Here is a 23,604-nt window from a genome sequence, read left to right as displayed (position 1 = left end):
ATAGAACTTGGCGGGCAAGACGCTTGATAAACAAACCCGCTTGATAATCCCTTATTAATAAAAGTAAGTTTGTAGGAGCTTTCTTTAATGAACAGAATGACTCGATTAATATTTTTACTACTGACTGGGCTAACGGCTGGGCTACACTCGTTTTATGCACAAGCCACCGTTTTTGGAGTAAATACCGTTACTGAATACGAAGCATTTTTAAGTCCAGCGCAAGAATTAGGCGAGGCGAACAATTCGCAAGCGCAAGGATACGGACGTTTAAGTTTTGCCGATGATTTAAGTAACGCGAAATTAGAAATTTTCTTAAAAAATGTTGATATGAATCAAGTTACAGCATTTCACATTCATTGTGGTTCACCGAATGTGTTAGGCCCCATCGTGACCAATTTGGCGGATTTTGGCGCGTTTACAGACACTTTTGTCGATGGACATTTTTCCGCGACAATTACCAATAGCAATATTGTTTTTGTCACCATGCCCCCGCCTACTCCCCCTATTGGTCAAAGTTTTACGCTCCCTTTGCCTGAAGGATGCCCCAATGATTATGGACAACTAGGGCAAGTTTATACCGTCGCAGGTTTAGCATGGTTAGCGGAAAAAGGGTTGTTATATTTCAATTTGCACACAGCGGAACATGCTTTTTATGGCGAAATTCGCGGGCAACTTTACCCCTTAACCCAATATAAAGCCACACCAACGGCAGAAAATGTTACTTATGGCACAGATAGTTATAATGAATACACCGCGAATTTAAGCCCAGAACAAGAATTAGGCGAAGCGAGTGGCTCTGTTGCCAGCGGTACGGGTACACTTCGTTTTAAACAAGATATGAGTTCGGCACAAGTTGAATTGACGATTCGTGATTTTGACACCAGCCAAATTACTGCCATTCATTTGCATTGTGGAACGCCGAATGTTTTAGGCCCTTACATCATTCATTTTGGCGATGTAGCCAGTAAATTTGTCGACGGTAAATTATCGGTGACATTGACCAATGACGATATTGTTTTTGTGAAACAAGCCCCACCACCGCCCGATTTAGCCGCGTCTTTTACCTTGCCCTTGCCTGAAGGATGTCCGAATGATTATGGACAAGTTGGACAGGTTTATACCATTGCAGGATTAGAAGCCTTAGCCCGTAAAAATGCGTTATATTTCAATGTTCATTCAGTTGAAAATGCGTTTTATGGAGAAATTCGCGGGGTATTGAAAGCACCCCTGCCACGGGTTGACCGTGCGAGTTATGAAAATGCACAGTTGACTGTTCCAGCAATTGATGTATTAGATTCAGACGGGAAAACCGCAACGTATAAAGCAGATTTAATCCGCACTGATTCAATGAGTTGGTTATTTGAGTTAAAAACCATTGAGGAAGTGAAATAGTATTCAATGAGATTTTATAGATAACACATAAACCTGCTAGGTTTTGAAAACCTAGCAGGTTTTTTGTTGTCTTTTTAAAAGAAATATTGCCTGTATCCCTTTCTTTTTTTGGGATTGATGCGCAGAATAAACAAAAATTTATATAAGGAGTCAAAATAATGAACAAAGAAAACAAGGCATTAATACTGGAAAAAATTAACGAGTTAGAAAAAGCATTGACTTTAGCAATTGATGCTAATGAAAAATTTAAGTTAAAACATGAAATTGAAGAGCTAAAACAACAATTAAAGCTTGTTAATGATGATTCGTACTCAAATGACTTTCTCACCCGTGTTGCACAGGCTTGTAAAATGCGGGAAGGCGAGCAGGTAAAAATTAAGCAGATTAATAAAGATTTTTCTTATCTTGATGTTGTAACTGAAAAAGAAGGCTTGTTATATCGCTATCCTATTGGGGTTTGTGAACAATCAATAACGGCTGCAGTCGTAAAAGCTTTTGAAACGCAGGTATTAGCAGACTATCGTGCCGAAAATCCTTATATCGATTCTTATTTAATTTATCGGGGTGACTTTGCAGAGAGTCATTTAGTAGAAGACGCTAAAAAACAACGTATTCGTTTGTGGCATTTTGCGGAATATCAAAATTTACTCCTCAACCTTGTGCCATATGTACAACAGCAAACTTTAGAATTAGCAAATAGTCGTATTTATCCCCCTGCTTTATATATAGAACAATGTTTTACACAGGAAAAAAGCGGACAACAAAATAAATTAGATGCTTTATCTACTTTGCAACAATGGATAGCTGAACCTAATCCACGCTTTATTGTGATATTGGGCGAGTTTGGCGCAGGAAAAACGTTTTTATTGCGTGAATTAGCGCGACGGATGGGGGAAGCTTTAAATACAGAAAATACACATACCACGTTATTGCCTTTATTGCTGGAAATGCGTCAATTAGAGAAAACCAACGATTTAGATAAATTAGTCGCGCAACAGTTGGCAAAAGAAGCGGGCTATGATGCAAAAAAATTCCGCTATATGTTGGCACAAGGCAAAATTGTGCTGTTGTTTGATGGCTTTGATGAGTTAGCTTTGCGGGTTTCTTATGACCGTGTGTTAGAACATTTTGAGACCTTATTAGACGCTGCGCGGGGAGATTATGCAAAAGTAATTGTTAGCTCGCGCAAAGAGCATTTTATCAATGAAAAGCAAATAAAATTGAAATTGTTAGAAGCCGTTGAACGGGTGAGAGGACAGGAAATTTTATATTTGCAGAAGTTTGATAATGCGCAAATTGATAAATTTTTACATAGAAAATTTGAAGATGTACAAAAAGCCCGCAGTTTTTACAGATTATTAAATGATATAAAAGATTTAATGGGCTTATCCAAAAATCCTCGAATGTTAAGTTTTATTGTGGAATTGCCTGAAGCTGATTTGCGTCAAGCTCAACAACAAGATGGCGAAATTACCGCCGCAAAAGTGTATGAAATGATATTAACCCGTTGGCTAGAAGGAGAACAAAAACGGGTTAAAACAGGTTATCACGATGATTTAAAGCTTGAGCAACGTTGGCAAGCGGTAGAAAAATTAGCCCTGCATTTGTGGGAACGTACTGCTAAAACCGTAGATATCCATGAGCTTGATGGTGTTACGCAACAAATCCATAAGGAACTGGGTTTGTTGTTAGAGTTTGGGATTGCTAAACAACAATTGTGTTCAGGCACGTTGTTAATTCGGGATAATGAAGGGCAATTCGGTTTTATTCATCAGTCAGTCATGGAGTGGCTGGTGGCTAAAATGGCAGTGAGACAATTAAGCGAGCAAACACAAGAAACAGTTTCTCTATGGCAAAAAATTTTAACTTTAGGGAATCCCACTGTTAAAGCAATTCCTTTGTTAGAAAAACGACAGATGTCGGCATTGATGAGCCAGTTTTTTGTAGATTTAGCTGGGCGTGAGCAGGCTACAAAATGGGCTAGCAGAATCATTAAACAGCGCGGAGTTGCATCAATAATACAAAACAATGCCGATAGCATTCTAAAGCAATTAAAGAATAATCAACGTAATAGCCTTGACCGTCGCGGGCAAAATTTACGCGGACAAGATTTTTCAGGGCAAGATTTACGTTATGCTGATTTTAGTGGCGCGGATTTAACTGATGCTTTATTTAAAAATGCAATTTTGTATCATGTTAATTTCAGCAATGCCACGCTAAAAAATGCCGATTTCACTAAAACCGATTTAAGCAACGCCAATTTTAGTGATGCGGATTTAACCGATGCCTTGTTTAAAAATGCCATTCTTCAACATGCTAATTTTAGCGATGCTACGTTAAAAAACGCCGATTTCACCAAAACCGATTTAAGCAACGCCAATTTTACCGATGCAATATGCGACGAGGTCAGCCTATTAGGTGCGACGGTGCATCAGGTCAATTTCTCCGCCCGCTCATGGCGATGGGCAAAACTGCTATTTATTAACCCGCCAGAATTACCTCTCTTAAATTCTTCCTTTGGTATTGCGCTACCGTCGCTTAATCCCTATGAGCTAAACCCCGAACCCATGTTCGCAATGGGTGGTATGTATCAATCTGTTTGCTTTAGTCCTGATGATTCCCTCATTGCCGTTGCTGTCAACAATGTGATTCAAATCTGGGCGGCAGATAGTGGGCAGTGTCTGCGCATCCTTGCGGGGCATGAGAATTGGGTAACGAGTGTGGCGTGGCGAGGAGACGGAGCGCAGGTGCTCAGTGGCTCTTTGGACAACAGCGTGCGGGTGTGGGACGTGGGCAGTGGGCAATGTCTGCGCATCCTTAAGGGACATGAAAATGTTGTAACGAGTGTCGCGTGGCGTAATGATGATAAGCAAATTATCAGCGGTTCAGCCGATGGCACGATTCGCTTGTGGGATGCGGAAACAGGGGAATGTTTAGCGGTGTTTATTGGCTTGCTTGATGGGTGGGTAAGTTATTCTCCAAAAACAGGGCGGTATAACTATGGGGGGAATATACAGGGTAACTTTTGGTATGCCGTGGGTTTATGTCGTCTTGAATTAAGCGAATTAGACGAGTTTATGCCTGAGTTGCGACTTAAAGCGGGGGAAACCTTGTTTTAATGCACAGGTTTGGATTTTAGGACTGGCAGTCCTCAAAGGACTGCCAGTCCTGCGGTGGGGAAAAGGACTGATAGAAATAACTATCAGTCCTTTTTTTATGGGTGTTAGGTGGGTTTATTTAGTTTTAGCGACGGTTTTGGTTTTATTTTTATTTATTCTTGCTTGAGGTTTGGTAGTCGCTTTGGCGGTGGCTTTTACGGGGTTGGTGGTTTTTGCGGGTTTTTTCGCGATGGTTTTGGTTGTGGGTTTTTTGGTGGTGTTGGTTTTTGTGGTTGTTTTTGCAGGTTTGGCGGTGCTTTTGGCTTTGGTTGTTACTGTGTTGTTGCGTGTTGTTGTGGGTTTTTTCGCGCTGGTGCTGGTTTTCGCGTTGGCTTTGGTGTTTGCTTTAGCTGGTTTTGTAGCAACGGTTTTTTTGGTGCTGGCGGGTTTGGTCGCAACTTTGTCGGTTTTTGGGTCTTCATCGCCATCATCTTCAGCAATCGCTTTTTCTGTGTTTGTATCGGCGGTTGCTTTCATTTTGTCTGCGTCATTGTCCGTCTTGTCTTCTTTTGTGTCAGCAACGGGTTTTTCAGCTTTTTCTATAGGTTTATCGGCTGGGGCTTCGGTTGGTTTTGCATCAGCGGTGTCTGGTTTTGGGGGTTCGCTGGGGGTTTTGTCTGTGTTGGGTTGTGTTGATTTTTCCGCAACGGGGGTTGTGTCTTCTGGTTTGGCAGTGAGTTTGTTGCTAATTTCTGGCGTGGGGGCGGATTCTTTGACGGTGGTTTTTTCTGCTTCTGGGGCAGATTTTTCAGCCGTTGTGGGGGCGGTTGTTTCTGTTGTTTTAGGTTCTGTGGTGGCTTCGGCAGTTTCGGTAGCGGGTTTTTTGTTTTCGTTTTTAATCCGTTTGACTCGTTTGCTTTCTTTGTTGTCGGGGGCGAGTTGGGTTTCTGGTGCTTCTTGGGCACTGGGTTCGGTAACGGGAATGTTTGTGTTGCCAGTTGTGCTGTGTAGGCTGGCTTTGGGGGTTGTTTCTTCAGGGCTAGCAGGGGCAGGCTCTGGGGTGTCTGCTGCGTAGCTGGTGCTGGCAAGGCTTATGAGGGCAGTTGTTAGGTAGATAATGATGTGTCTTTTTGTCATTTTAATGCTCTGTTAGTGTGTTGTAGCGGTTTGTATTGTGAGGTCGGGGGTAGTTTAAGATTATCTTACCGTTTGTTAAAGGGTTTGTTCGGTTATCGGTGTTGTGTTTTTTGGGTTATTTTGGGTAGGCAATATCTTGGTAGATTTCGTCAGCAATGCCGAAGATAACAATGGGGGGTTCGTAGTCTATGCGGTTGGCAGTTGCCATGTTGATGGCGATGCGGATGGGGTCTTCAAAGATTTGGTTGAGTTCGCGGGGTTTTGCGCCGTTGAATATTTTGGCGATGGTGGCGGCGTAGAAGCGTCCAACGTCTTGGAATCCAGTGGATGCCATGCTCATGAGTATGCCTGCTTGTACTTGGCTAGAGCCTTGTTGGGCAAAGGATAAAATTTTGTGTTCTATTAGCGTTTGGGCGATGATAGGTAGGGTTTTGTTGGTAATTCCACGGTGTATGGTGACGTAGATGGCTTCTACGTTGGGGGCGATGTCTTTGTAGCAACGGAGTACGTTGTTTTCTGCTTCGCTGGTGGTTACGCCTGAGAATGTGGCGTAGCAGGGAATAATTTTAAATTGTTGTTCTTCTGCAACTTTTTGAGTTGTGGGAATGGCGGCAAAGCTTCTGCCTTCTTCGGTGTCTTCATAGACAACGCCGAGTTTTTTGAAGTTGGTCACGTCGTGAAATAGGCGTATTTGGCGTTCAAAGCGGGTGACATCGATTTTTGCGTGGAGGTGGTCAAAGCCTGAATCGGTGGCACTTTTAATGATTTTGGAGGCGAGCGCGTCGGAGGTGGAGGCAACGATGGTGGGTATGTGGTGTTCGTCGTTGGCGAGGTCTTGTCCTGCCCATGTGCCTAAGGCAAGCATGAGGTCTATGTCTTTTTTTTCATTGAGGTAGTTGATAGTAAGGCGTTTGGTTGTTGGGCGTTGTTTTTCGTCCCAGTTGGATGACCAGTAGGCGGTGGGAATAAATTCGATGTAGTCGCTTTTGACGTTGTCAGCGAGCCAGAGCCAGAGGGCTTTGGTGTCTTTGGGGTCGGCAAATTTGGGGATTTCGGGCAGGGTGAGCCATTCGAGTTCTTCGAGTCCTTTAACGATGGCGATGACGTTGAGTGGGTAGGTGTTGAGGGGACCACTTTCTAGGTAGCCAATCCGCCATTTTTTGCCGTGGTTGAGGGTGGGGGAGGTGTGGTAGTTGTTTGGGCTTGCACTGTAGCTGTTGCTGTAGAGACAGGTGAGACTAAATAGCGTGAGCCATAAGCAGCAAAGATAGGTGATGCGTTTCATTGTGGTAACTCTGGAACTGGGAAAACAGATGGTTGTGTATTTTAGTGGCTTGGTTTCATTTTAGCATTTACGGGTTGTCACGCGGGTTAGTGTTGTTCTGAGTTGTTGTTATTTTTAATGGGGTTGGTTGTTTATAAAAATAAATGGGTATGGTGAGGAGGTGTTATTGTGCAGACGAGTTTGTCTTATTTGGTGAGTTTTGTTGGGTTAGGGTGCATGTTGTTTGTTTATCCGTTGTTGTCTGTATTTAGCCATGCGGTATTAGTATGGGGTATTCCGTTGTTGTATTTGTATTTGTTTTTGCTTTGGTTGGGTTTTATCGTTGTGATTGCTTGGGTGATGTATAAAATGCCTGCGGGGGATGCGTGATGTTGCAGCATTGGGTAATTGTGTTGGTATCATTTGCGTATTTAGGGGTGTTGTTTGCAATTGCGTATTATGCGGATAAGCGGGCGGATAGTGGGCGGTCGTTAATCAGTAATCCGTATGTTTATACGTTATCCATCGCTATTTATTGCACAGCGTGGAGTTTTTATGGCAGCGTGGGGCGGGCTACCAGTAGCGGCATGGGGTTTTTGCCGATTTATCTGGGGGCAACGTTGATGATGGCGTTGTCGTGGGTGGTGTTGCGAAAGATTATTCGGATTGCGCATCAGCATCGGATTACGTCTATTGCCGATTTTATCGGCTCTCGTTATGGTAAAAGTGCGCTTTTGGGTGGTTTTGTCACCATTATCGCGGTCGTTGGGATTTTGCCGTATATCGCTTTGCAGTTAAAAGCGATTGCGATGAGTTTGGAGTTGGTGAGTCAATATCCTGCATTACAGATGCCAAGTGAGGCGGGATTGCGTCCAATTTGGTCGGATACGGCGTTTTATATTTCTTTAATTTTAATTGTTTTTACGATTTTGTTTGGCACTCGGCATTTAGATGCTACAGAACGTCATGAGGGGATGGTAGCGGCAATTGCGTTTGAGTCGTTGGTGAAGTTGGTGGCGTTTCTGGCGGTGGGTGTTTTTGTGGTGTGGGGGTTGTTTGCGAGTCCTGCGGATTTGTTTACACAGGCGTTTGCAGTGCCTGAGTTGCAGCGGTTGATGGCGTTGGAAGGGGTAAACGGGGAGTATGTTAATTGGTTTACATTGGTTTTATTGTCGGTGTTTTCGGTGTTGTTTTTGCCACGTCAGTTTCAGGTAGGCGTGGTGGAGAATGTGAACGAACAGCATTTAAAAACAGCAAGTTGGCTTTTTCCGTTGTATTTGTTAGTGATTAATATTTTTGTTTTTCCGATTGCTTTGGCGGGGCAGTTGATTTTTGCAGGTCAAGCCATTGACCCTGATACGTATGTTTTAACTTTGCCGATGTTTGCGCAGGCGGAAAGTTTAACATTATTGGTGTTTATTGGGGGATTGTCTGCGGCGGCAAGTATGGTAATCGTGGAAACTATCGCATTAGCAACGATGGTGAGTAATGATTTATTAATGCCGATTCTTTTACGAATTAAAGTATTAGATATTAGTCATCATCCGCATTTAGGGCGGTTGTTGTTGTTGATACGGCGGGGGGTGATTGCGTGTATTTTGTTGTTAGGGTATGGGTATTTTCGTGTATTGGGTGAGTCTTATGCGTTGGTCACGATTGGTTTAATTTCTTTTGTGGCAGCAGCACAGTTTGCGCCTTCTATTTTATTGGGAATTTATTGGCAGGGTGCAAATCGTTTTGGGGCGTTAGTCGGTTTAGGCGCGGGGTTTGTGGTTTGGGCTTATACCTTGTTATTGCCTGCGTTTGCAAAATCGGGTTGGTTGGGGATGAATTTTGTCGAGCAGGGTTTGTGGGGAATTGGGTTGTTAAAACCTTATGCGTTGTTTGGTTTAACGGGGTTAGATAGTTTAACCCATGCGGTTTTTTGGAGTTTATTTTTTAATATAGGTTGCTTGGTGTTTGTTTCTTTGTTTTCTCGACAACGGACCATTGAGCGGTTACAGGCAAGTTTATTTGTGAATGTGTTTCAAGCGGGACAGGAAGCGCAGTCGTATTATCGTACAGGACAGGGCAGTTTTAGTGAGTTGCAGGCGTTGACTTGTCGCTTTTTGGGTGAGCAGAAAACGCAACGGGCATTTCAGTCTTATAGTCAGCAGCAGGGAGTTGTTTTAAATGAGCAGATGACAACTAGCCCGCATTTCATCATGTTTGTCGAGCGTTTATTAACGGGGGCAATTGGTTCCGCATCAGCGCATATTATGGTGGCTTCGGTGGTAAAGGGTGAGCCGTTAAGCGTGCAGGATGTGTTACAAATTTTAGAAGAGACTTCGCAAGTACGGGCGTATAGTCGGCAGTTGGAGCAGAAATCGCAGGCGTTAGAAAGTGCAACGCATGAGTTACGCATGGCTAATGCGCGGTTGCAGGAGTTAGACCATTTAAAAGATGAGTTTGTTGCAACGGTTAGTCATGAATTACGCACGCCTTTAACGTCAATTCGCGCATTTTCGGAAATTTTGTTGAGTAATCCCGCTTTAGAGTTGGCGCAACGTCAGCAATTTTTAGACATTATTGTGAAAGAGGCGGAGCGTTTAACCCGTTTAATCAATGATGTCTTGGATTTGGCAAAAATTGAATCGGGGCGGATGGAGTGGCATAAATCTGTGCATGATTTGCGGGAGTTGGTAACAACGGCGTGTGCATCGGTAAGTCAGTTATTTCATGAACGGCGGATTCAGTTAAATTCTATATTGCCTGAACAGGCATTAATGGCAGAGGTTGACCGCGACCGATTTATTCAGGTGCTCATTAATTTACTGTCGAATGCGAGCAAGTTTACTGAGCCTGATAGCGGTCAAGTGGTGATGCAGTTATTGGTAGAAAATCAGGAAATTCATTTGATTGTGCAAGATAATGGCATGGGAATTCCTGAGGCACATTTACAGAAGATTTTTGATAAATTCCATCAAGTCGATGACCAACAGGCGGGGAAACCGAAAGGAACAGGATTAGGCTTGACTATTTGTCAACGGATTGTTGAGGAACATGATGGGCGAATTTGGGCGGAAAATGTTGCTAGTGGTGGCGTGCGTTTTGTGATTAGTTTGCCGTTGAAATAGGTCATTGGATTGTCTGAATCGTGATTGACAGGATTTAAGCATTTAAAACTTTGTCAGAATCAGGATTTTCAGGATTAAACCCTTAAATAATCTGAGTTCTGCAAGTTTTATAAAATAAAATAGAGACCTGCTATAGTAACCGTACCATAAGGTGATTTAAATCTAGGACTGCCAGTCCTTCATGTCGTTTTATAATACGTTTGCTATAAATTTTTAAAACCTAGCAGGTCTTTTTTTGTCTGAATCAGAATTCACAGAATTTTCAGAATTAGCAGAATTAAAAAGCGTGATTCGCATTAATTTCTTGGTTTAAGGGGGTTAAATTCTGTTAATTCTGAAAATCCTGATTCAGACAAGCTATTGTCTTTTTTAAAAATTCGCCGTACTCAGGTTATTAATCTGCTTCGCGTTGTTGTTTACGCCATTCCCAAGGGGTTTGATGTAATCCGCTGGATTTCCAAATTCCTTCTTTTGCATGTTGGGCTTGTTCTTCGGCGGCTTCATAAGGCTCACGTTTTTTACAATATTGCCGATAAACAGCCGCTTTTCCTGCTTTGACCATGGCGAGATTTAAATTAGCATTACCACTGTAAACCTCACCGACAATGCGTTGATAACGGTCTGTATCTATTTTAACAACGCGCACGTTATCTCCTGCAATGGAACGTAGATATTCTTTAGAAGTTGTTCCCCATGGCGTTTGTTTAGATTCTGGCGCGTCTATGCAATATAAACGTACACGAATATCTTCATCAGCCCCTGCACAACGTAAACGCATGGTGTCACCATCGCTAATATTGACAATATTGCATTGATTTAAATCAGCAATATTACCATTTTTTGTCGTTGTCGTGGTGTTGTTATCAGTGGGCTGTGTGGGTTGTTTATTGTCTGAATTTATCCATTTTTCACCCATAAAAATGGATAAAATCAGCGTAATAATGACAATTATCAGCGGTGGTGCAGTCTTTTTACCAGCCATTGTATTCTCCTATAAAGTTATTGATAAATAATAGATTTGTGTAATATTGCTTGTCAGGCTTATAATGTCGCACTTTAAAAAACGATTCATCAATTTGATGGATATACCACTATAAAATATCTTTTGCGTTTTATGGATAGCCAATCCGTTATGCTCGCTTCCTTGCCCATTCATTCTCCTTCATGGCAGTTAGATACATTAAATGTTCCGTCTCCGACACAAGCAATTGATGTTATTGTTTGTGTGCATAATGCCTTAGCAGATGTACAACGCTGTTTAGCTTCAATTAAAGCTTATAGCACAACCCCTTATCGTTTAATTCTGGTTGATGATGGCAGTGCTACAGAAACACGGGATTTTCTCGCACAATACGCACAAACGGAATCCGTGACGCTGTTACGCAATGAGCAGGCACGCGGTTATACCTGTGCAGCAAATCAAGGCTTGCAAGCCAGTCAAAATCCTTACTGTTTACTATTAAACAGTGACACCATTGTTTCTCATTATTGGTTAGAACGCTTAATAGCATGTGCGAATTCTGCGCCTGAAATTGGTTTAGCTGGTCCTTTAAGCAATACCGCGTCATGGCAATCTATTCCTGCCATTGAATGTAAAGGCGATTGGGCAGAAAATCCATTACCTGTCGATATGAATGTGCAACAATTTGCCCATCGGGTTGCATCTTTGTCCCCACGTTTATATCCCCGCATTGCCTTTTTAAATGGCTTTTGTCTCTTGATTAAACGCGCTGTACTTGAACAAATTGGCTATTTTGATGAGGCAACTTTTGGACAAGGTTATGGGGAAGAGAATGATTATTGTATCCGTGCCAGACAAGCAGGCTGGGAATTAGCCATTGCCGACGATGTTTATATCTATCATGCTCAATCGAAAAGCTATTCGCATGAACGCCGTAAACAATTGGCTGACCGTGCAGGGCAAGCACTGGCTGAAAAACACGGGCAAGCAGTGATTGATGCAGGGGTGACTATTTGTCGACAGGACAAAGTTATCGAAGGGATTCGCATTCGGGCGAAACAGTTAATAGCGCGTTGGAATTTAGTCGCAGAAGGGCAATATCGTTGGCGGGGTAAGCGGGTTATTTTTATGCTCCCCGTGCAAGAAGCTGGAGGTGGCAGTAACGTCGTTATCAGTGAAGTCCGTGCCATGCGACGCATGGGGGTAGATGCGGTTATTTTAAATTTTCTACACCATCAAAAGACCTTTGAAAAAAGTTACCCGCAACTAGATGTTCCCGTCATTTATACGCCAACAGACTTTGAGATTCCGCGTTATTGTGAGGGATACGATGCAGTCATTGCGACGGCTAGCTACTCGATTCAATGGATTGCTCCTGTTGCAAATCTGCCGAATCCGCCGATAATTGGATACTATGTTCAAGATTTTGAACCCTATTTTTGGGCGGAAAAACCGACGTATTATCGTTGGTTCTGGCGTTCTCCATGGGTGCGCCGTCGACTTGCGTCTTACTACTTCCGTCGTTATCCCGAATTTCGTCGTGCATGGCTCTCTTATTTAGAGATACCAAACGCTAAACTATTTACAAAAACGCCTTGGAATCAAGACGAGCTACACTATCAAGTTGGTAAAACCAGCCATGTTGTAGGCGCAAGCTATCACGCAGATTTATTTATCCCCCGTGTCAGCCGTCCTGAAAATCCGCAACGCTTGCGAATTAGTGCGATGATACGTCCCTCTAGCGGTCGGCGTGGCGCGTTGCGCACGATGCAAGTGTTACAAAAGATTCAACAAGCATATTCCCAACAGGTAGAGATTCTTTTATTTGGCGTTGCCAATGACGACCCACATTTTCAAGCCTTGCCGAGAAATTTCGACCATCAAAATCTGGGCTTACAAACCCCTGAACAATTAGCGACGCTTTTTGCACAAATTGATATTTTTGTCGACTTTTCCAATTTCCAAGCGATGGGCTTAACCGCGATGGAGGCGATGGCATCGGGTGTGGCAGTGATAGTGCCACAAATTGGCGGGAGCAATAGCTTTGCTGTCCATCAACGTAATGCATTAGTGATTGATACTATGGATATGACAAATTGTTACAACACCTTGCAACAGTTAATCATTGATAATGCCCTACGTGTTTCGTTAATGAAACAGGCGATGCAAGATATTGCACGGTTCTATCCTGAAAAATCGGCGTATCAAATCCTTGAGGTACTTTTTAATAAGTCGAGTTAAAATTATTCATCTATTGTACAAATATAAATAATGTGGGTTTAATAGCGTGTCTTAACTACCGTATTCGTGCGGGATGTATAACAGTATGAGTCGTTATAACTGAATATTTGACTTAATATGTTATACAGAAAATAAATAAGAAAAGGCATATTTCATGCTAATAGGCTTACTCAAGAATCACTTTATAATTAGTTTTTGCAACACAAACAACAGAAGATTTACACAAAGATAAGATGTGACATGTTAAAATGTTTGAACAAATTAGACTGTTTTGCATTTAATTATGCTTATGTGTAATTAAAATACAAATTATCTCTTTTTTGCACATCTATATTTTAGTGCTACATGAAAAGCTTGAAGCTATTTGTTGTAGAGATACAACATTGATTGAAATTTGTTGTATTTAAGAAAAAAGTGTTGCAGTTATATAGCAACCTTTGTATAGTTGCTATTGGTAACTATAAAGTGTATTAGACGGTTGGATTGTGGATGCCCCTTCAGTCTTGTACATAAGAAGCGAATTCTGTATTCTTATGCAGTAAGTAATAGTGAAATCCATTTGTTGTATCCAATGTTAAACAGTGTGTTGTTTAAGGAGTGTAAATTAATGAAGAGTTTTTCCTTAAGAAAAAAACTTCTGCCTTCCGTAATGACTGCCGCCCTTGTTACAGGTGCCGCTTTCAGTGGTAGCGCAAGTGCCGTTCACTTGGCAGAAGATGGTATTGGGCAAGTTTTATTAGGACCTATCTATTTGGGCTTGGCTAATAGCTACACAACCCACGTTGCTATCGTCAATACCCGTGACGACGTAGCTGTCAAAGCCAAGGTTGTTCTGCGTTCTCAATACACCTCTGCTGAGGTGCTCGACTTTATTTGTTATCTGACACCCAGTGACGTTTGCCGTTTTGACATCATCAATGTCAACGGTCAAGCAACATTCTATTCTGACGATGATTCCGTCAGAGGTAATGATCCTTTGACTGGTTCAGAAGGAACAAGTTTTGCGTCTATCAATCCTATTCAAGCGCAATTGTTTGATCAAAACTTAGGGGCTGGTGACAATAACGAAATTGGTCACATTGAAGTCATTGGCGCATATGCTGTTAATGGTGTTATCAATACCCCTAGTGGTAATGTAACCATTGCTAAAGGCATGTCCAAATTTGCTTTAGCTGCCGTTTTTGATGTTGCTCGTACAGACTTAGATGCCAGAAATGGTGCTGAAACAGTAGCATTAACCCGTGATGCAAATGGTAACTTAAGCCCTACTCCTGCTGGTAGAATCCGTTCTGCTGACCCTACTTGGGTACAGTTAACCGGTCAATTAACATTACGTGCACCTAATGGTGACCGTATGGGTTATCGTTTCCCCGCTTTAGCTGGTGAAGTTGAAGACAACGTGCCTCCTGCTGGCGAAATTGTTTATGCTTCTACTTTAGCTAACGTTCCTTTTGATGGTCGCGTTATCTCTAACCCTTTATATGATGTTCAAGGGGGAGCAGGCGCTGCTGAATCTGCTGTTGGCTTTAACTTTGGTGGTGCTGCTTACGGTGTTCGTACTGCAACCTATGATAATATCATGGAGTTAGAGTATGCAATGTCAACCACTCGCATCCAAGGTACTTATGAAGACGACGGTTTCACCTCTCCTGTTGCTGGTGTAAACAGAACTCAATTAGTAATTACCTTCCCTACCAAATATCGTCACTTAAGAGACGTTTGCGGTACAGGTGTCACTGTGAGCTCATCTGCTCCTTGGTATCCTCCGTTTGAAGCAGCGGGTCCTATCACCTATACATTGACCCAATATGACAACCAAGAACATTCTGTTGCTATTTCTGGCAGTATCTTCTCTGGTGGCTCTGCACCTAAGTCCAAACAATTACCCTTTGAAGTTAACTACTTCATTCCTGACTGGAATGCTACCGTCAGAGATGCAAACGGTAATATTCGTACAGGTTCATACAACTATGAATCAGGCTGGTTTGATATGTTAATCAGCCCACGTGTTGGTTGTCCTTATCCTGGCGCGCCTATTTTATCCTTCGCCCACAAATACCAAATCAACAGCACTGGTATTGTGAACTCTTGGTTAGTGCCTAATGCACACAAACCTGAGTGGGAAAATAGCCGTTTCCCAGCCTATGGCACAGCTAACCAATAATGTAATAGTTAGTTAAGCCTTAGTTAGTAGATTAGTGAAGCACTTATCCGCAAGGATAAGTGCTTTTTACATTTATATATGCCAAACTGGTGAGTAATTTAGAGACTAACTTGTGAGGTACTTGCATGAACGTAGATCAACAAGAACTTGCTAAATTCAGCACATTAGCCGCCCGTTGGTGGGATGCTAACAGCGAGTTTAAGCCTTTGCATGATATCAACCCATTACGACTCCAATTTATTGAAACACATAGCGATGGACTTGCTGGTAAGCAAGTGTTAGATATTGGATGTGGTGGGGGAATTTTAAGCGAAAGCATGGCAAAAAAAGGCGCGGAAGTGACTGCCATTGATATGAGCGAGGCTGCATTAAGTGTGGCAAGATTGCATTTATATGAGTCGCAAGTACAAGTTAATTATCGTGCAATGACGGCTGAAGCCTTAGCCCTAGAACAACCTGCACAATACGATGTCGTGACGTGTATGGAAATGTTAGAACATGTTCCCGACCCTGCGTCGATTATCCAAGCCTGTCATACTTTAGTTAAACCCAACGGTTATGTATTCTTTTCAACCATTAATCGCAATCCTAAAGCCTACCTATTTGCAATTTTAGGCGCGGAATATATTTTACAATTATTGCCAAAAGGGACACATGATTATGCAAAATTCATTCGTCCTTCAGAATTAGCAACATGGATACGAGAAGCTGATTTGAATATACAAGGCTTTACAGGCATGAGTTATAACCCATTGACTAAACATTATTGGTTAAATAACGACATTTCGGTGAATTATCTTGCTTATGCCCAACGCCCTGCATAACCCCTCAGGATTAATGCCCAGCGTGTTATTTGACCTTGATGGCACACTGGTTGATACCGCGCCCGATTTAGTCTTTGCATTAAATACCGTTCTGCAAGAACAAGGGCAGAATCCTTTGCCTTATGAATCTGTGCGTCCTTTAGTTTCTCGCGGAGCACGTGCACTGATTCATTATGGGTTTCAATTATCCCCAGAAGACCCTACTTTTGAGCCATTGCGACAACGGTTTTTACAGATTTATGCCAATAATTTAGACACACATAGCCGTTTATTTGCGGGGGTTGCTGAGGTACTAGATACTTTGGAACGCTGGGGAATTTTATGGGGAATTGTGACCAATAAACCGCATTTTCTCACCGTGCCGTTATTAGAACGTCTAAAACTCTATCACCGTGCGCAAGCTGTTGTCAGTGGTGACACCTTGGCAGTAAAAAAACCCCATCCCGCCCCCTTGCTACATGCCTGTCAACAGATGGATATGCCGCCCCAAACCTGTATTTATGTGGGCGATGCAGAAACCGATATACAAGCAGGACAACAGGCAAAGATGCGCACACTCGTTGCCGCGTATGGTTATATCCAAGCAGATGAAAATCCGCATACTTGGGGGGCAACAGCAATACTGGATGAACCTTTAGATTTATTAGCTTGGATGACTTATCAAACGGTTGAGCAGCCTTTATGAATCCACAAGCGTATTGTAACGAGAAAGTATTACGTGCAGGCTCAAGCCTTTATTATAGTTTGCGGGTTGTGCCCTCGCCGCAACGAGAGGTATTGATTGCGTTACACACGCTATTTCATGAATTAGCAGAAATTGTCGAAGAATGTCACGACCCTAAAGTAGCAAATATAAAATTAGACTGGTGGCGCAACGAGTTAATTGCCTTAGCACAAAATACAGCGCGTCATCCCGCTGCCCAAGCACTAAGCCAAGCCATACAAGACTATCGTTTACCCCTGCATTATTTTGAAGAATTACTAGAAGGGATTATTGATAATACACAACGGGCGCGTTATACCAGCTTTTCCCAATTAGAAACCAACTGCAAACGGACTTCAGGCATTTTACAACTGCTCTGTACGGCAACCTTAGGTTATCAGCAAGAAAGCACACTTAAATATGCGGAACAACTGGGCATTGCCCTGCAACTCACCTATTTATTGCGCCATTTTCGCCAACATTTACATCAAGGGCGCATTTATATTCCACAAGAAGAACTTGCCCAATTTTTCGTAACGGAACAAACCTTGTTTGATGAAAATTGCTCAGAAAAAGTACAAGCCTTATTTGCCTTTCAAACAACCCGCATCCGCGCCTATTTTCACAATGCCTTAAAATATCTCGCTAAAGATGATTGTGCTACGCAACGCTTTGGACGTGTGCGGGCAAAACTGGCATTAAGCACCTTGCAAGAAATTGAAGCCGATGGCTATCAACTGTTTAAACATCAAATTCATTTAACCCCATTGCGTAAACTCTGGTTAGCATGGCGGGTTCGTTAACTCCATAACTTTATTCTTTTATATCCATTGATTGATGCTTTTTAATCGTTTCGTACAGCGATAATGCCTGTGCTTTCGTCGTTTTATAATCCACGATAGGACATGGATAACCCTGAATCCGTTGCCCGTTGTCTGTGGGTGCATGAATCTGTTGATTATCCAAATATTTTAAAACAGGCAACCACCGTCGAATATACTGCCCGTCTGGGTCAAATTTCACACTCTGCAAAGTTGGGTTAAAAATTCGATAATAAGGCGCAGCATCCGCGCCACACCCTGCAACCCATTGCCAACCTAGCGTATTATTCGCTAAATCCGCATCCACTAACGTATCCCAAAACCAACGCGCCCCAGTTTGCCAAGGCAATAACAAGTTTTTAGTCAAAAACGAGGCAACCAACATGCGCACGCGATTATGCATCCAACCTGTTGTCCACAGCTCCCGCATTCCTGCATCAATAATCGGGTAGCCCGTTTCCCCTCGTTGCCAAGCCATTAATAGCTCCGTATTTTCCTGATAAGGGAAGTTATCAAACTGACTATAAAGGGCTTTTTCTGGCGTATGTGGAAAGTGATATAACAAATAATGGGCAAATTCACGCCAATATAACTGGCGTAAATACGCATTACCGCCTGTTGTTATCGCTGGATTCAAGGCTTGTGCCTTTAAAATGGCATGAAACACTTGACGCGGCGATAACTCACCAAAATGCAAATAAGGCGAGAGATGCGAAACACTCACAGGATTTGCAGGGAAATCGCGTTGCGTTGCGTACTCCATCATGGCTTGCTCACACCATTGATTTAATAAATGTTGTGCGTGCACCTCTCCGACTTGCCATGTTTGATAAAACCCACTATCCCATGTAATTTTTGGCAATAATTGTAATTTATTAATAGAAATTGTTTCTAATTTAAAGTTATTAGGAACACAAATTGTTTCTAATTGTGATAAAGGCAAAGAAATTGCTAATTGCTGGCTAGTTTTCCAAAATGGTGTAAAAACACGATAAGGGCTTTCTTGTTTATTCAAGACTTGGGCAGGCTCATGTAATAACGAAGCATTAAAACTCTTAACCATTAAACCTTGAGCCTTTAAGCATTGTTTTATTTGACTATCTCGTTGAATCATTGCAGGTTCATAAAGACGATTCCAATACACCGCAACCGCCTGTGTTTGCACAATCACTTGTTGCAAGGTTGAGAGACTTTCACCTTGAAAACAAAATAATTGCCCTTGTTTCTCCTGCCATTGTTGCGCGAATGCCGTTAAACTGTGATGTAACCACCAACGGCTTGCACTACCTACTTGCCACTGTCCTTCTTCAGTAGGTGCATGAATATAAATCGGTATTATTTGATGTCCATCCGCAACTGCTTGCATCAAGGCGGGATTATCTTGCAAGCGCAAATCACGGCGAAACCATACCAATGCAATAGACATAATTAATAATCTCCTTTTTTGTGATTAAGCAGTTAAAAATTACTTATTAAATAATGAATTATTGATTTTAAAAATATCAATAAAGTAATTCTTATCTATAAGAATAAGCCGATATTTATCAAGAGACTCAACTGCTTTAATTTCATCACTAAAATTTAATTTTTTTAAAAAGTTAAAGATATCTAACTGTTAAATAAACATCAGAAATGAAAAATATTCAAAATATGACAAAAATGCTAAAATAATACTATTGATAGCATATTAGGATAAGCATATGAATGACATTATGACTGAACCGACTTACGATGCACATAATATTAAAGTTTTAAAGGGCTTGGATGCCGTTAGAAAACGACCCGGTATGTACATTGGGGACACAGATGATGGGACAGGCTTACATCATTTAGTCTTTGAAGTCGTAGATAACTCTATCGATGAAGCGTTAGCAGGATACTGCACAGAAATCAGTGTTGAAATTCATAGTGACCAATCTATTACCGTGATTGATAACGGGCGCGGTATTCCTGTGGATTTACACGAAGAAGAAGGTTGTTCAGCGGCGCAAGTGATTATGACCGTCTTGCACGCGGGCGGTAAATTTGACGATAACACTTACAAAGTCTCAGGCGGTTTGCATGGGGTGGGGGTGTCGGTCGTTAATGCCTTATCTGAAATTTTAGAATTAACGATTTATCGTAATCAAAAGATTTATTATCAAATCTATCGTCATGGCGTTCCCGATAAAGATTTGGTAGAAATTGGTGAAACCCAGAAAACGGGGACGAAAGTGCATTTTAAACCCAGTGCGCAAACGTTTAACAATATCGAGTTTCACTATGATATTTTGGCAAAACGCCTGCGCGAACTGTCGTTTTTAAACTCAGGCGTTAAAATTCGTTTATCTGAAGAAGCGACAGGACGCGAAGACTTGTTCGAATATGCGGGCGGTATTCGGTCCTTTGTTGAACATTTAAACCAAGCCAAAACCCCGTTGCACAGCAATATCGTCTATATCAATACAGAACGCGATAATGTCAATGTAGAAATCGCTTTACAGTGGAATGAGTCTTACCAAGAAAACATTTTTTGTTTTACCAACAATATTCCACAACGTGATGGCGGAACACATTTAGCAGGTTTAAAAGCGGGATTAACCCGTACATTTAACAACTACTTAGAAGAAAGTGGCTTGTTGAAAAAAGATAAAATTGTCCCAACAGGCGACGATGTTCGTGAAGGGTTAATGGCGGTTTTATCTGTCAAAGTGCATGACCCGAAATTTTCTTCACAAACAAAAGACAAATTAGTCTCTAGCGAAGTGAAAGCCGTCGTTGAATCCGTTACTGCGGAAAAATTAGCCGAGTTTTTACTCGAAAATCCAAACGAAGCGAAAATTATTTGCGGTAAAACCATTGATGCTGCCCGTGCGCGAGAAGCTGCCCGTAAAGCGCGAGAAATGACACGGCGTAAAAGTGCGCTAGATATCGCAGGCTTACCCGGAAAACTCGCCGATTGTCAGGAAAAAGACCCCGCAAAGTCTGAATTATTCATCGTTGAGGGTGATTCCGCAGGCGGTTCTGCCAAACAAGGGCGCGATAGACGTTTTCAGGCCATTTTACCGCTCAAAGGTAAGATTCTGAACGTTGAAAAAGCCCGTTTTGACAAAATGTTATCTTCTGCTGAAGTTGGCACACTGATTACTGCGCTTGGCTGTGGAATTGGTAAAGACGAATACGACCCCGCAAAATTACGCTATCACCGTATTATCATCATGAGTGATGCTGACGTGGACGGTGCACATATTCGCACGTTATTACTCACCTTCTTCTATCGACAAATGCCTGAATTGATTGAGCGTGGACATATTTATATCGCCCAACCGCCGTTGTACAAAGTCAGCAAAGGCAAGCAAGAGCAGTATGTCAAAGATGATAGTGTCCTCAATGATTACTTAATCCGTTTAGCCCTACAAAATGCGCAGTTATATCCGCAAGCAACAGGCGATGCATTAACGGATAATGCCCTAGAAGATTTATGTAAACACTATTTACGGGTCATGGACATGATAAAACGCATTTCGCGTCGTATTCCCGCAGATGTGTTAGAAGCTATGCTCGATTTACCCATTATCACAGCGGAAAAACTCACTGATGCACTTGTTATAACAGCATGGTTTGAACAGTTAAATCAACTGTTAAGCGCGGCAACACATCAATATCAAGTGTTATTGCAAGCTCAAACCGATGAACAATCTTTCAGTGCGCAAATTATCATGACAGCGCACGGCGTTGAAACAATGAGTTTGTTAAACAAACATTTCTTTTTATCTAGCGAATATCAAGCAATTGCCAGTTTACAAGCGAAGTTAGAAGGGTTGTTGCAAGCAGGTGCATTTGTACAACGGGGTGATAAAAAGCAAGAAGTCACACACTTTAAACAAGTGATTGACTGGCTGATGAGTGAAGCGCGTCGTGGTTTGCATATTCAACGCTATAAAGGCTTAGGGGAAATGAACCCTGAACAATTGAGCGAAACAACGATGAGTGTAGAAACCCGTCATTTGTTACAAGTTGGTATTGAGGATGCGGTGAAATGTGATGAAATCTTTAGTATTTTGATGGGTGAGCAAGTTGAACCCCGTCGGGATTTTATCGAGAAAAACGCCTTGCATGTGATGAATTTGGATGCTTAATTAAAACTGCTTATGAACGATAGTTAGCGTAAGAAATGCTCGCTGTATCATCAGTGTTTTTTGATAACAGCGAGCATTTTAACGACCTGTTTAAAAACTGAATCAAAAATGTTACCCAAATTAAATACCTTAAATCTTATAGAGAGCAATTTCTATACGCCTATTTTTGATGTACTGCTTGCTAATACAGATTCGTTAGAACTGTTAAAAACAATACCAACTCATTCCGTCGAGTTAATTGTAAGTTCGCCACCGTACAATTTAGGAAAGTCTTATGAGAGTAGAAAGGTATTCCAAGATTATTTAAGTTTTCAAAAACAAGTTATTGCTGAATGTTACAGAATCTTAAAGCCTGAAGGAAATTTTTGTTGGCAAGTTGGTAATTACGTTGAGAAAGGTGAAGTATTTCCTTTAGATATTTATTATTATGATATTTTTAAGTTTGATTTAGGGATGAAACTCAGAAATAGAATTATTTGGTATTTTGGGCACGGATTACATGCACAAAAAAGATTTTCAGGACGTTATGAAACCATATTATGGTTTTCTAAAAGTGATAATTATATTTTCAATTTAGATAATGTACGTGTTCCTTCTAAATATCCAGGAAAGAAACATTTTAAAGGGGAAAAAAAGGGACAATTGTCAGGTAATCCTAATGGCAAAAATCCGTCTGATATTTGGGAAATTATCATTCAAGACTTTGAAAGTTGTTTATGGGATATTCCTAACGTTAAATCAAATCATCCTGAAAAAACACTACATCCTTGCCAGTATCCCATTGAGTTAGTGGAAAGACTTGTTCTAGCACTGAGTATTGAAAATGGTATCGTACTTGATCCCTTTATGGGGGTTGGTTCAACTTTACTTGCTGCTTTATTGCATAATCGTCGAGCAATCGGTGTTGATAAAGAAAAACAATATGTTGATATAATTAAAACAAGAATAAGTGACTTAGAGAATGGCTGTTTAAAAAAGCGCGAGTTAGGCAAACCTGTTTATATACCCACAGGAAAAATTGCACAACTGCCTGAGTCGCTAAAAAAAGAACAAGGGAAACTCTTATGATAATTGCCGCAGAATATTCTTTTAATCAAGGTAAAGAGAAGATTGAACGTGAGTATTCTAGCTTACTTATTGAAATTAAAGATGTTATTTTACAAGTTGATGCGGTAGCATGTAAAAATAAGATAAGTGAAGAACAAACTAAATTAGATGAACTTTTATTTAGTCCAAAAGCATTAAACACACAATTTAAAAATTTTTTTGCTTTAAAAAAGTGGTCTAATCATAAAATAGAATGTAACTATTCAAACGATTATTATATTAATGGTTATGTCCCTAAATCAATGGGAAAAGCTCCCTATCGAGATATGGATTTTTTAAAGGAAAAAGTGGGCGTTGAGGTTCAATTTGGTAAATATGCTTTTATGGTTTATAACGTTTGCGCCAAAATGACTATTTTTTCCAAATTAGCAGGTATAACTGTTGGCGTTGAAATTGTGCCTATTAAAGATTTAGCAGATGAAATGTCCACAGGTGTAAGCTATTTTGAGCAATTTGTTTGGGATTTAGAAAATAGAGGCGTTTCTAATATTGATTTGCCTGTTTTAATATTAGGAATCGCGCCTTAACTATAGTAAACGTATCATAAAGTGATTCGCATTAATTTCTTAGTTTAAGGGGTTTAAATTCTGCTAATTCTGAAAATCCTGATTCAGACAAGTTGTTGTCTTTTTTAAAAAATCTCGCCGAACTCAGGTTT

The 23,604-nt window shown here is 41.3% G+C and carries 16 protein-coding genes; 12 read left to right on the top strand and 4 right to left on the bottom strand.

Going from position 1 to position 23,604, the window contains the following annotated elements:
• Positions 1-96: 96 nt before the first annotated feature.
• Positions 97-1,392: a CHRD domain-containing protein gene (locus tag BEGALDRAFT_RS11570; RefSeq protein ID WP_040294949.1), complete on the top strand. Its 1,296-nt coding sequence runs from the start codon at positions 97-99 to the stop codon at positions 1,390-1,392.
• A gap of 158 nt (positions 1,393-1,550) precedes the next feature.
• A complete protein-coding gene (locus BEGALDRAFT_RS11565) occupies positions 1,551-4,511 on the top strand; it encodes an NACHT domain-containing protein (RefSeq protein WP_002690171.1) in 2,961 nt (986 codons plus the stop codon).
• A 114-nt stretch (positions 4,512-4,625) separates the two neighbouring features.
• On the opposite strand, the gene BEGALDRAFT_RS11560 is transcribed toward BEGALDRAFT_RS11565, so the two are convergent.
• Both BEGALDRAFT_RS11560 and BEGALDRAFT_RS11555 read right to left on the bottom strand, forming a co-directional pair.
• Positions 4,626-5,627, bottom strand: coding sequence for a hypothetical protein (locus BEGALDRAFT_RS11560; protein WP_002690169.1), 1,002 nt, complete (start codon positions 5,625-5,627; stop codon positions 4,626-4,628).
• A 115-nt stretch (positions 5,628-5,742) separates the two neighbouring features.
• The gene (locus BEGALDRAFT_RS11555) at positions 5,743-6,912 is read right to left on the bottom strand and encodes an ABC transporter substrate-binding protein (protein WP_002690167.1); all 1,170 of its coding nucleotides are present in this window, start codon (positions 6,910-6,912) and stop codon (positions 5,743-5,745) included.
• A gap of 168 nt (positions 6,913-7,080) precedes the next feature.
• Between BEGALDRAFT_RS11555 and BEGALDRAFT_RS11550 the strand changes: the two genes are divergently transcribed.
• Both BEGALDRAFT_RS11550 and BEGALDRAFT_RS11545 read left to right on the top strand, forming a co-directional pair.
• Complete coding sequence (locus tag BEGALDRAFT_RS11550; RefSeq protein WP_002690165.1) at positions 7,081-7,281, top strand: hypothetical protein; 201 nt, start codon at positions 7,081-7,083, stop codon at positions 7,279-7,281.
• Positions 7,281-10,007, top strand: a complete 2,727-nt coding sequence (locus tag BEGALDRAFT_RS11545) for a sensor histidine kinase (RefSeq protein ID WP_002690163.1) — start codon at positions 7,281-7,283, stop codon at positions 10,005-10,007. The genes BEGALDRAFT_RS11550 and BEGALDRAFT_RS11545 overlap by 1 nt, the downstream gene beginning before the upstream one ends.
• Positions 10,008-10,401: 394 nt before the next feature.
• Here the strand turns inward: BEGALDRAFT_RS11545 and BEGALDRAFT_RS11540 are convergent, their stop codons facing one another.
• Positions 10,402-10,989: a thermonuclease family protein gene (locus BEGALDRAFT_RS11540; protein ID WP_002690162.1), complete on the bottom strand. Its 588-nt coding sequence runs from the start codon at positions 10,987-10,989 to the stop codon at positions 10,402-10,404.
• A 132-nt stretch (positions 10,990-11,121) separates the two neighbouring features.
• Between BEGALDRAFT_RS11540 and BEGALDRAFT_RS18310 the strand changes: the two genes are divergently transcribed.
• The 5 genes from BEGALDRAFT_RS18310 (at position 11,122) to BEGALDRAFT_RS11515 (ending at position 17,703) form a co-directional block, all read left to right on the top strand.
• Complete coding sequence (locus BEGALDRAFT_RS18310; protein WP_002690160.1) at positions 11,122-13,209, top strand: glycosyltransferase; 2,088 nt, start codon at positions 11,122-11,124, stop codon at positions 13,207-13,209.
• Positions 13,210-13,858: 649 nt separating this feature from the next.
• Complete coding sequence (locus BEGALDRAFT_RS11530) at positions 13,859-15,373, top strand: hypothetical protein (protein WP_157237582.1); 1,515 nt, start codon at positions 13,859-13,861, stop codon at positions 15,371-15,373.
• Positions 15,374-15,498: 125 nt separating this feature from the next.
• Positions 15,499-16,197 carry a bifunctional 2-polyprenyl-6-hydroxyphenol methylase/3-demethylubiquinol 3-O-methyltransferase UbiG gene (gene ubiG, locus BEGALDRAFT_RS11525; RefSeq protein WP_002690156.1) on the top strand — a complete coding sequence of 233 codons (699 nt, stop codon included), beginning with the start codon at positions 15,499-15,501 and terminating at the stop codon, positions 16,195-16,197.
• Positions 16,178-16,882, top strand: coding sequence for a phosphoglycolate phosphatase (gph, locus tag BEGALDRAFT_RS11520; protein WP_002690154.1), 705 nt, complete (start codon positions 16,178-16,180; stop codon positions 16,880-16,882). Before ubiG ends, gph begins: the two co-directional genes overlap by 20 nt.
• Positions 16,879-17,703: a phytoene/squalene synthase family protein gene (locus BEGALDRAFT_RS11515; protein WP_002690153.1), complete on the top strand. Its 825-nt coding sequence runs from the start codon at positions 16,879-16,881 to the stop codon at positions 17,701-17,703. Before gph ends, BEGALDRAFT_RS11515 begins: the two co-directional genes overlap by 4 nt.
• Positions 17,704-17,713: 10 nt before the next feature.
• Here BEGALDRAFT_RS11515 and BEGALDRAFT_RS11510 read toward each other — a convergent pair whose 3' ends face one another.
• Positions 17,714-19,147 (bottom strand): cryptochrome/photolyase family protein, encoded by a 1,434-nt coding sequence (locus BEGALDRAFT_RS11510; protein WP_002690152.1) that lies wholly within the window; start codon positions 19,145-19,147, stop codon positions 17,714-17,716.
• Between the two features lie 274 nt (positions 19,148-19,421).
• Between BEGALDRAFT_RS11510 and gyrB the strand changes: the two genes are divergently transcribed.
• The 3 genes from gyrB to BEGALDRAFT_RS11495 all read left to right on the top strand — a co-directional run bounded on the left by gyrB (position 19,422) and on the right by BEGALDRAFT_RS11495 (position 23,473).
• Positions 19,422-21,839 carry a DNA topoisomerase (ATP-hydrolyzing) subunit B gene (gene gyrB / locus BEGALDRAFT_RS11505; RefSeq protein ID WP_002690151.1) on the top strand — a complete coding sequence of 806 codons (2,418 nt, stop codon included), beginning with the start codon at positions 19,422-19,424 and terminating at the stop codon, positions 21,837-21,839.
• Positions 21,840-21,947: 108 nt separating this feature from the next.
• Complete coding sequence (locus BEGALDRAFT_RS11500) at positions 21,948-22,907, top strand: DNA-methyltransferase (protein WP_002690150.1); 960 nt, start codon at positions 21,948-21,950, stop codon at positions 22,905-22,907.
• Positions 22,904-23,473 carry a BglII/BstYI family type II restriction endonuclease gene (locus BEGALDRAFT_RS11495; protein ID WP_002690143.1) on the top strand — a complete coding sequence of 190 codons (570 nt, stop codon included), beginning with the start codon at positions 22,904-22,906 and terminating at the stop codon, positions 23,471-23,473. The genes BEGALDRAFT_RS11500 and BEGALDRAFT_RS11495 overlap by 4 nt, the downstream gene beginning before the upstream one ends.
• Positions 23,474-23,604: the final 131 nt, after the last annotated feature.

Source organism: Beggiatoa alba B18LD (genome assembly GCF_000245015.1).
GTDB lineage: Bacteria > Pseudomonadota > Gammaproteobacteria > Beggiatoales > Beggiatoaceae > Beggiatoa > Beggiatoa alba.
Note: the sequence above shows the minus strand (reverse complement) of the source record. Positions and strands in the feature narration are given on the sequence as shown.

Bases quoted from the DNA above. Each gene is read 5' to 3' on its own strand.
- ubiG (WP_002690156.1), top strand. From the start codon at position 15,499: ATGAACGTAGATCAACAAGAACTTGCTAAATTCAGCACATTAGCCGCC.
- BEGALDRAFT_RS11570 (WP_040294949.1), top strand. From the start codon at position 97: ATGACTCGATTAATATTTTTACTACTGACTGGGCTAACGGCTGGGCTA.
- BEGALDRAFT_RS11540 (WP_002690162.1), bottom strand. From the start codon at position 10,989: ATGGCTGGTAAAAAGACTGCACCACCGCTGATAATTGTCATTATTACG.
- BEGALDRAFT_RS11565 (WP_002690171.1), top strand. From the start codon at position 1,551: ATGAACAAAGAAAACAAGGCATTAATACTGGAAAAAATTAACGAGTTA.
- BEGALDRAFT_RS11560 (WP_002690169.1), bottom strand. From the start codon at position 5,627: ATGACAAAAAGACACATCATTATCTACCTAACAACTGCCCTCATAAGC.
- BEGALDRAFT_RS11545 (WP_002690163.1), top strand. From the start codon at position 7,281: ATGTTGCAGCATTGGGTAATTGTGTTGGTATCATTTGCGTATTTAGGG.
- BEGALDRAFT_RS11515 (WP_002690153.1), top strand. From the start codon at position 16,879: ATGAATCCACAAGCGTATTGTAACGAGAAAGTATTACGTGCAGGCTCA.
- BEGALDRAFT_RS11555 (WP_002690167.1), bottom strand. From the start codon at position 6,912: ATGAAACGCATCACCTATCTTTGCTGCTTATGGCTCACGCTATTTAGT.
- BEGALDRAFT_RS11500 (WP_002690150.1), top strand. From the start codon at position 21,948: ATGTTACCCAAATTAAATACCTTAAATCTTATAGAGAGCAATTTCTAT.
- BEGALDRAFT_RS11495 (WP_002690143.1), top strand. From the start codon at position 22,904: ATGATAATTGCCGCAGAATATTCTTTTAATCAAGGTAAAGAGAAGATT.
- BEGALDRAFT_RS18310 (WP_002690160.1), top strand. From the start codon at position 11,122: ATGGATAGCCAATCCGTTATGCTCGCTTCCTTGCCCATTCATTCTCCT.
- BEGALDRAFT_RS11530 (WP_157237582.1), top strand. From the start codon at position 13,859: ATGACTGCCGCCCTTGTTACAGGTGCCGCTTTCAGTGGTAGCGCAAGT.
- BEGALDRAFT_RS11510 (WP_002690152.1), bottom strand. From the start codon at position 19,147: ATGTCTATTGCATTGGTATGGTTTCGCCGTGATTTGCGCTTGCAAGAT.
- gph (WP_002690154.1), top strand. From the start codon at position 16,178: ATGCCCAACGCCCTGCATAACCCCTCAGGATTAATGCCCAGCGTGTTA.
- gyrB (WP_002690151.1), top strand. From the start codon at position 19,422: ATGAATGACATTATGACTGAACCGACTTACGATGCACATAATATTAAA.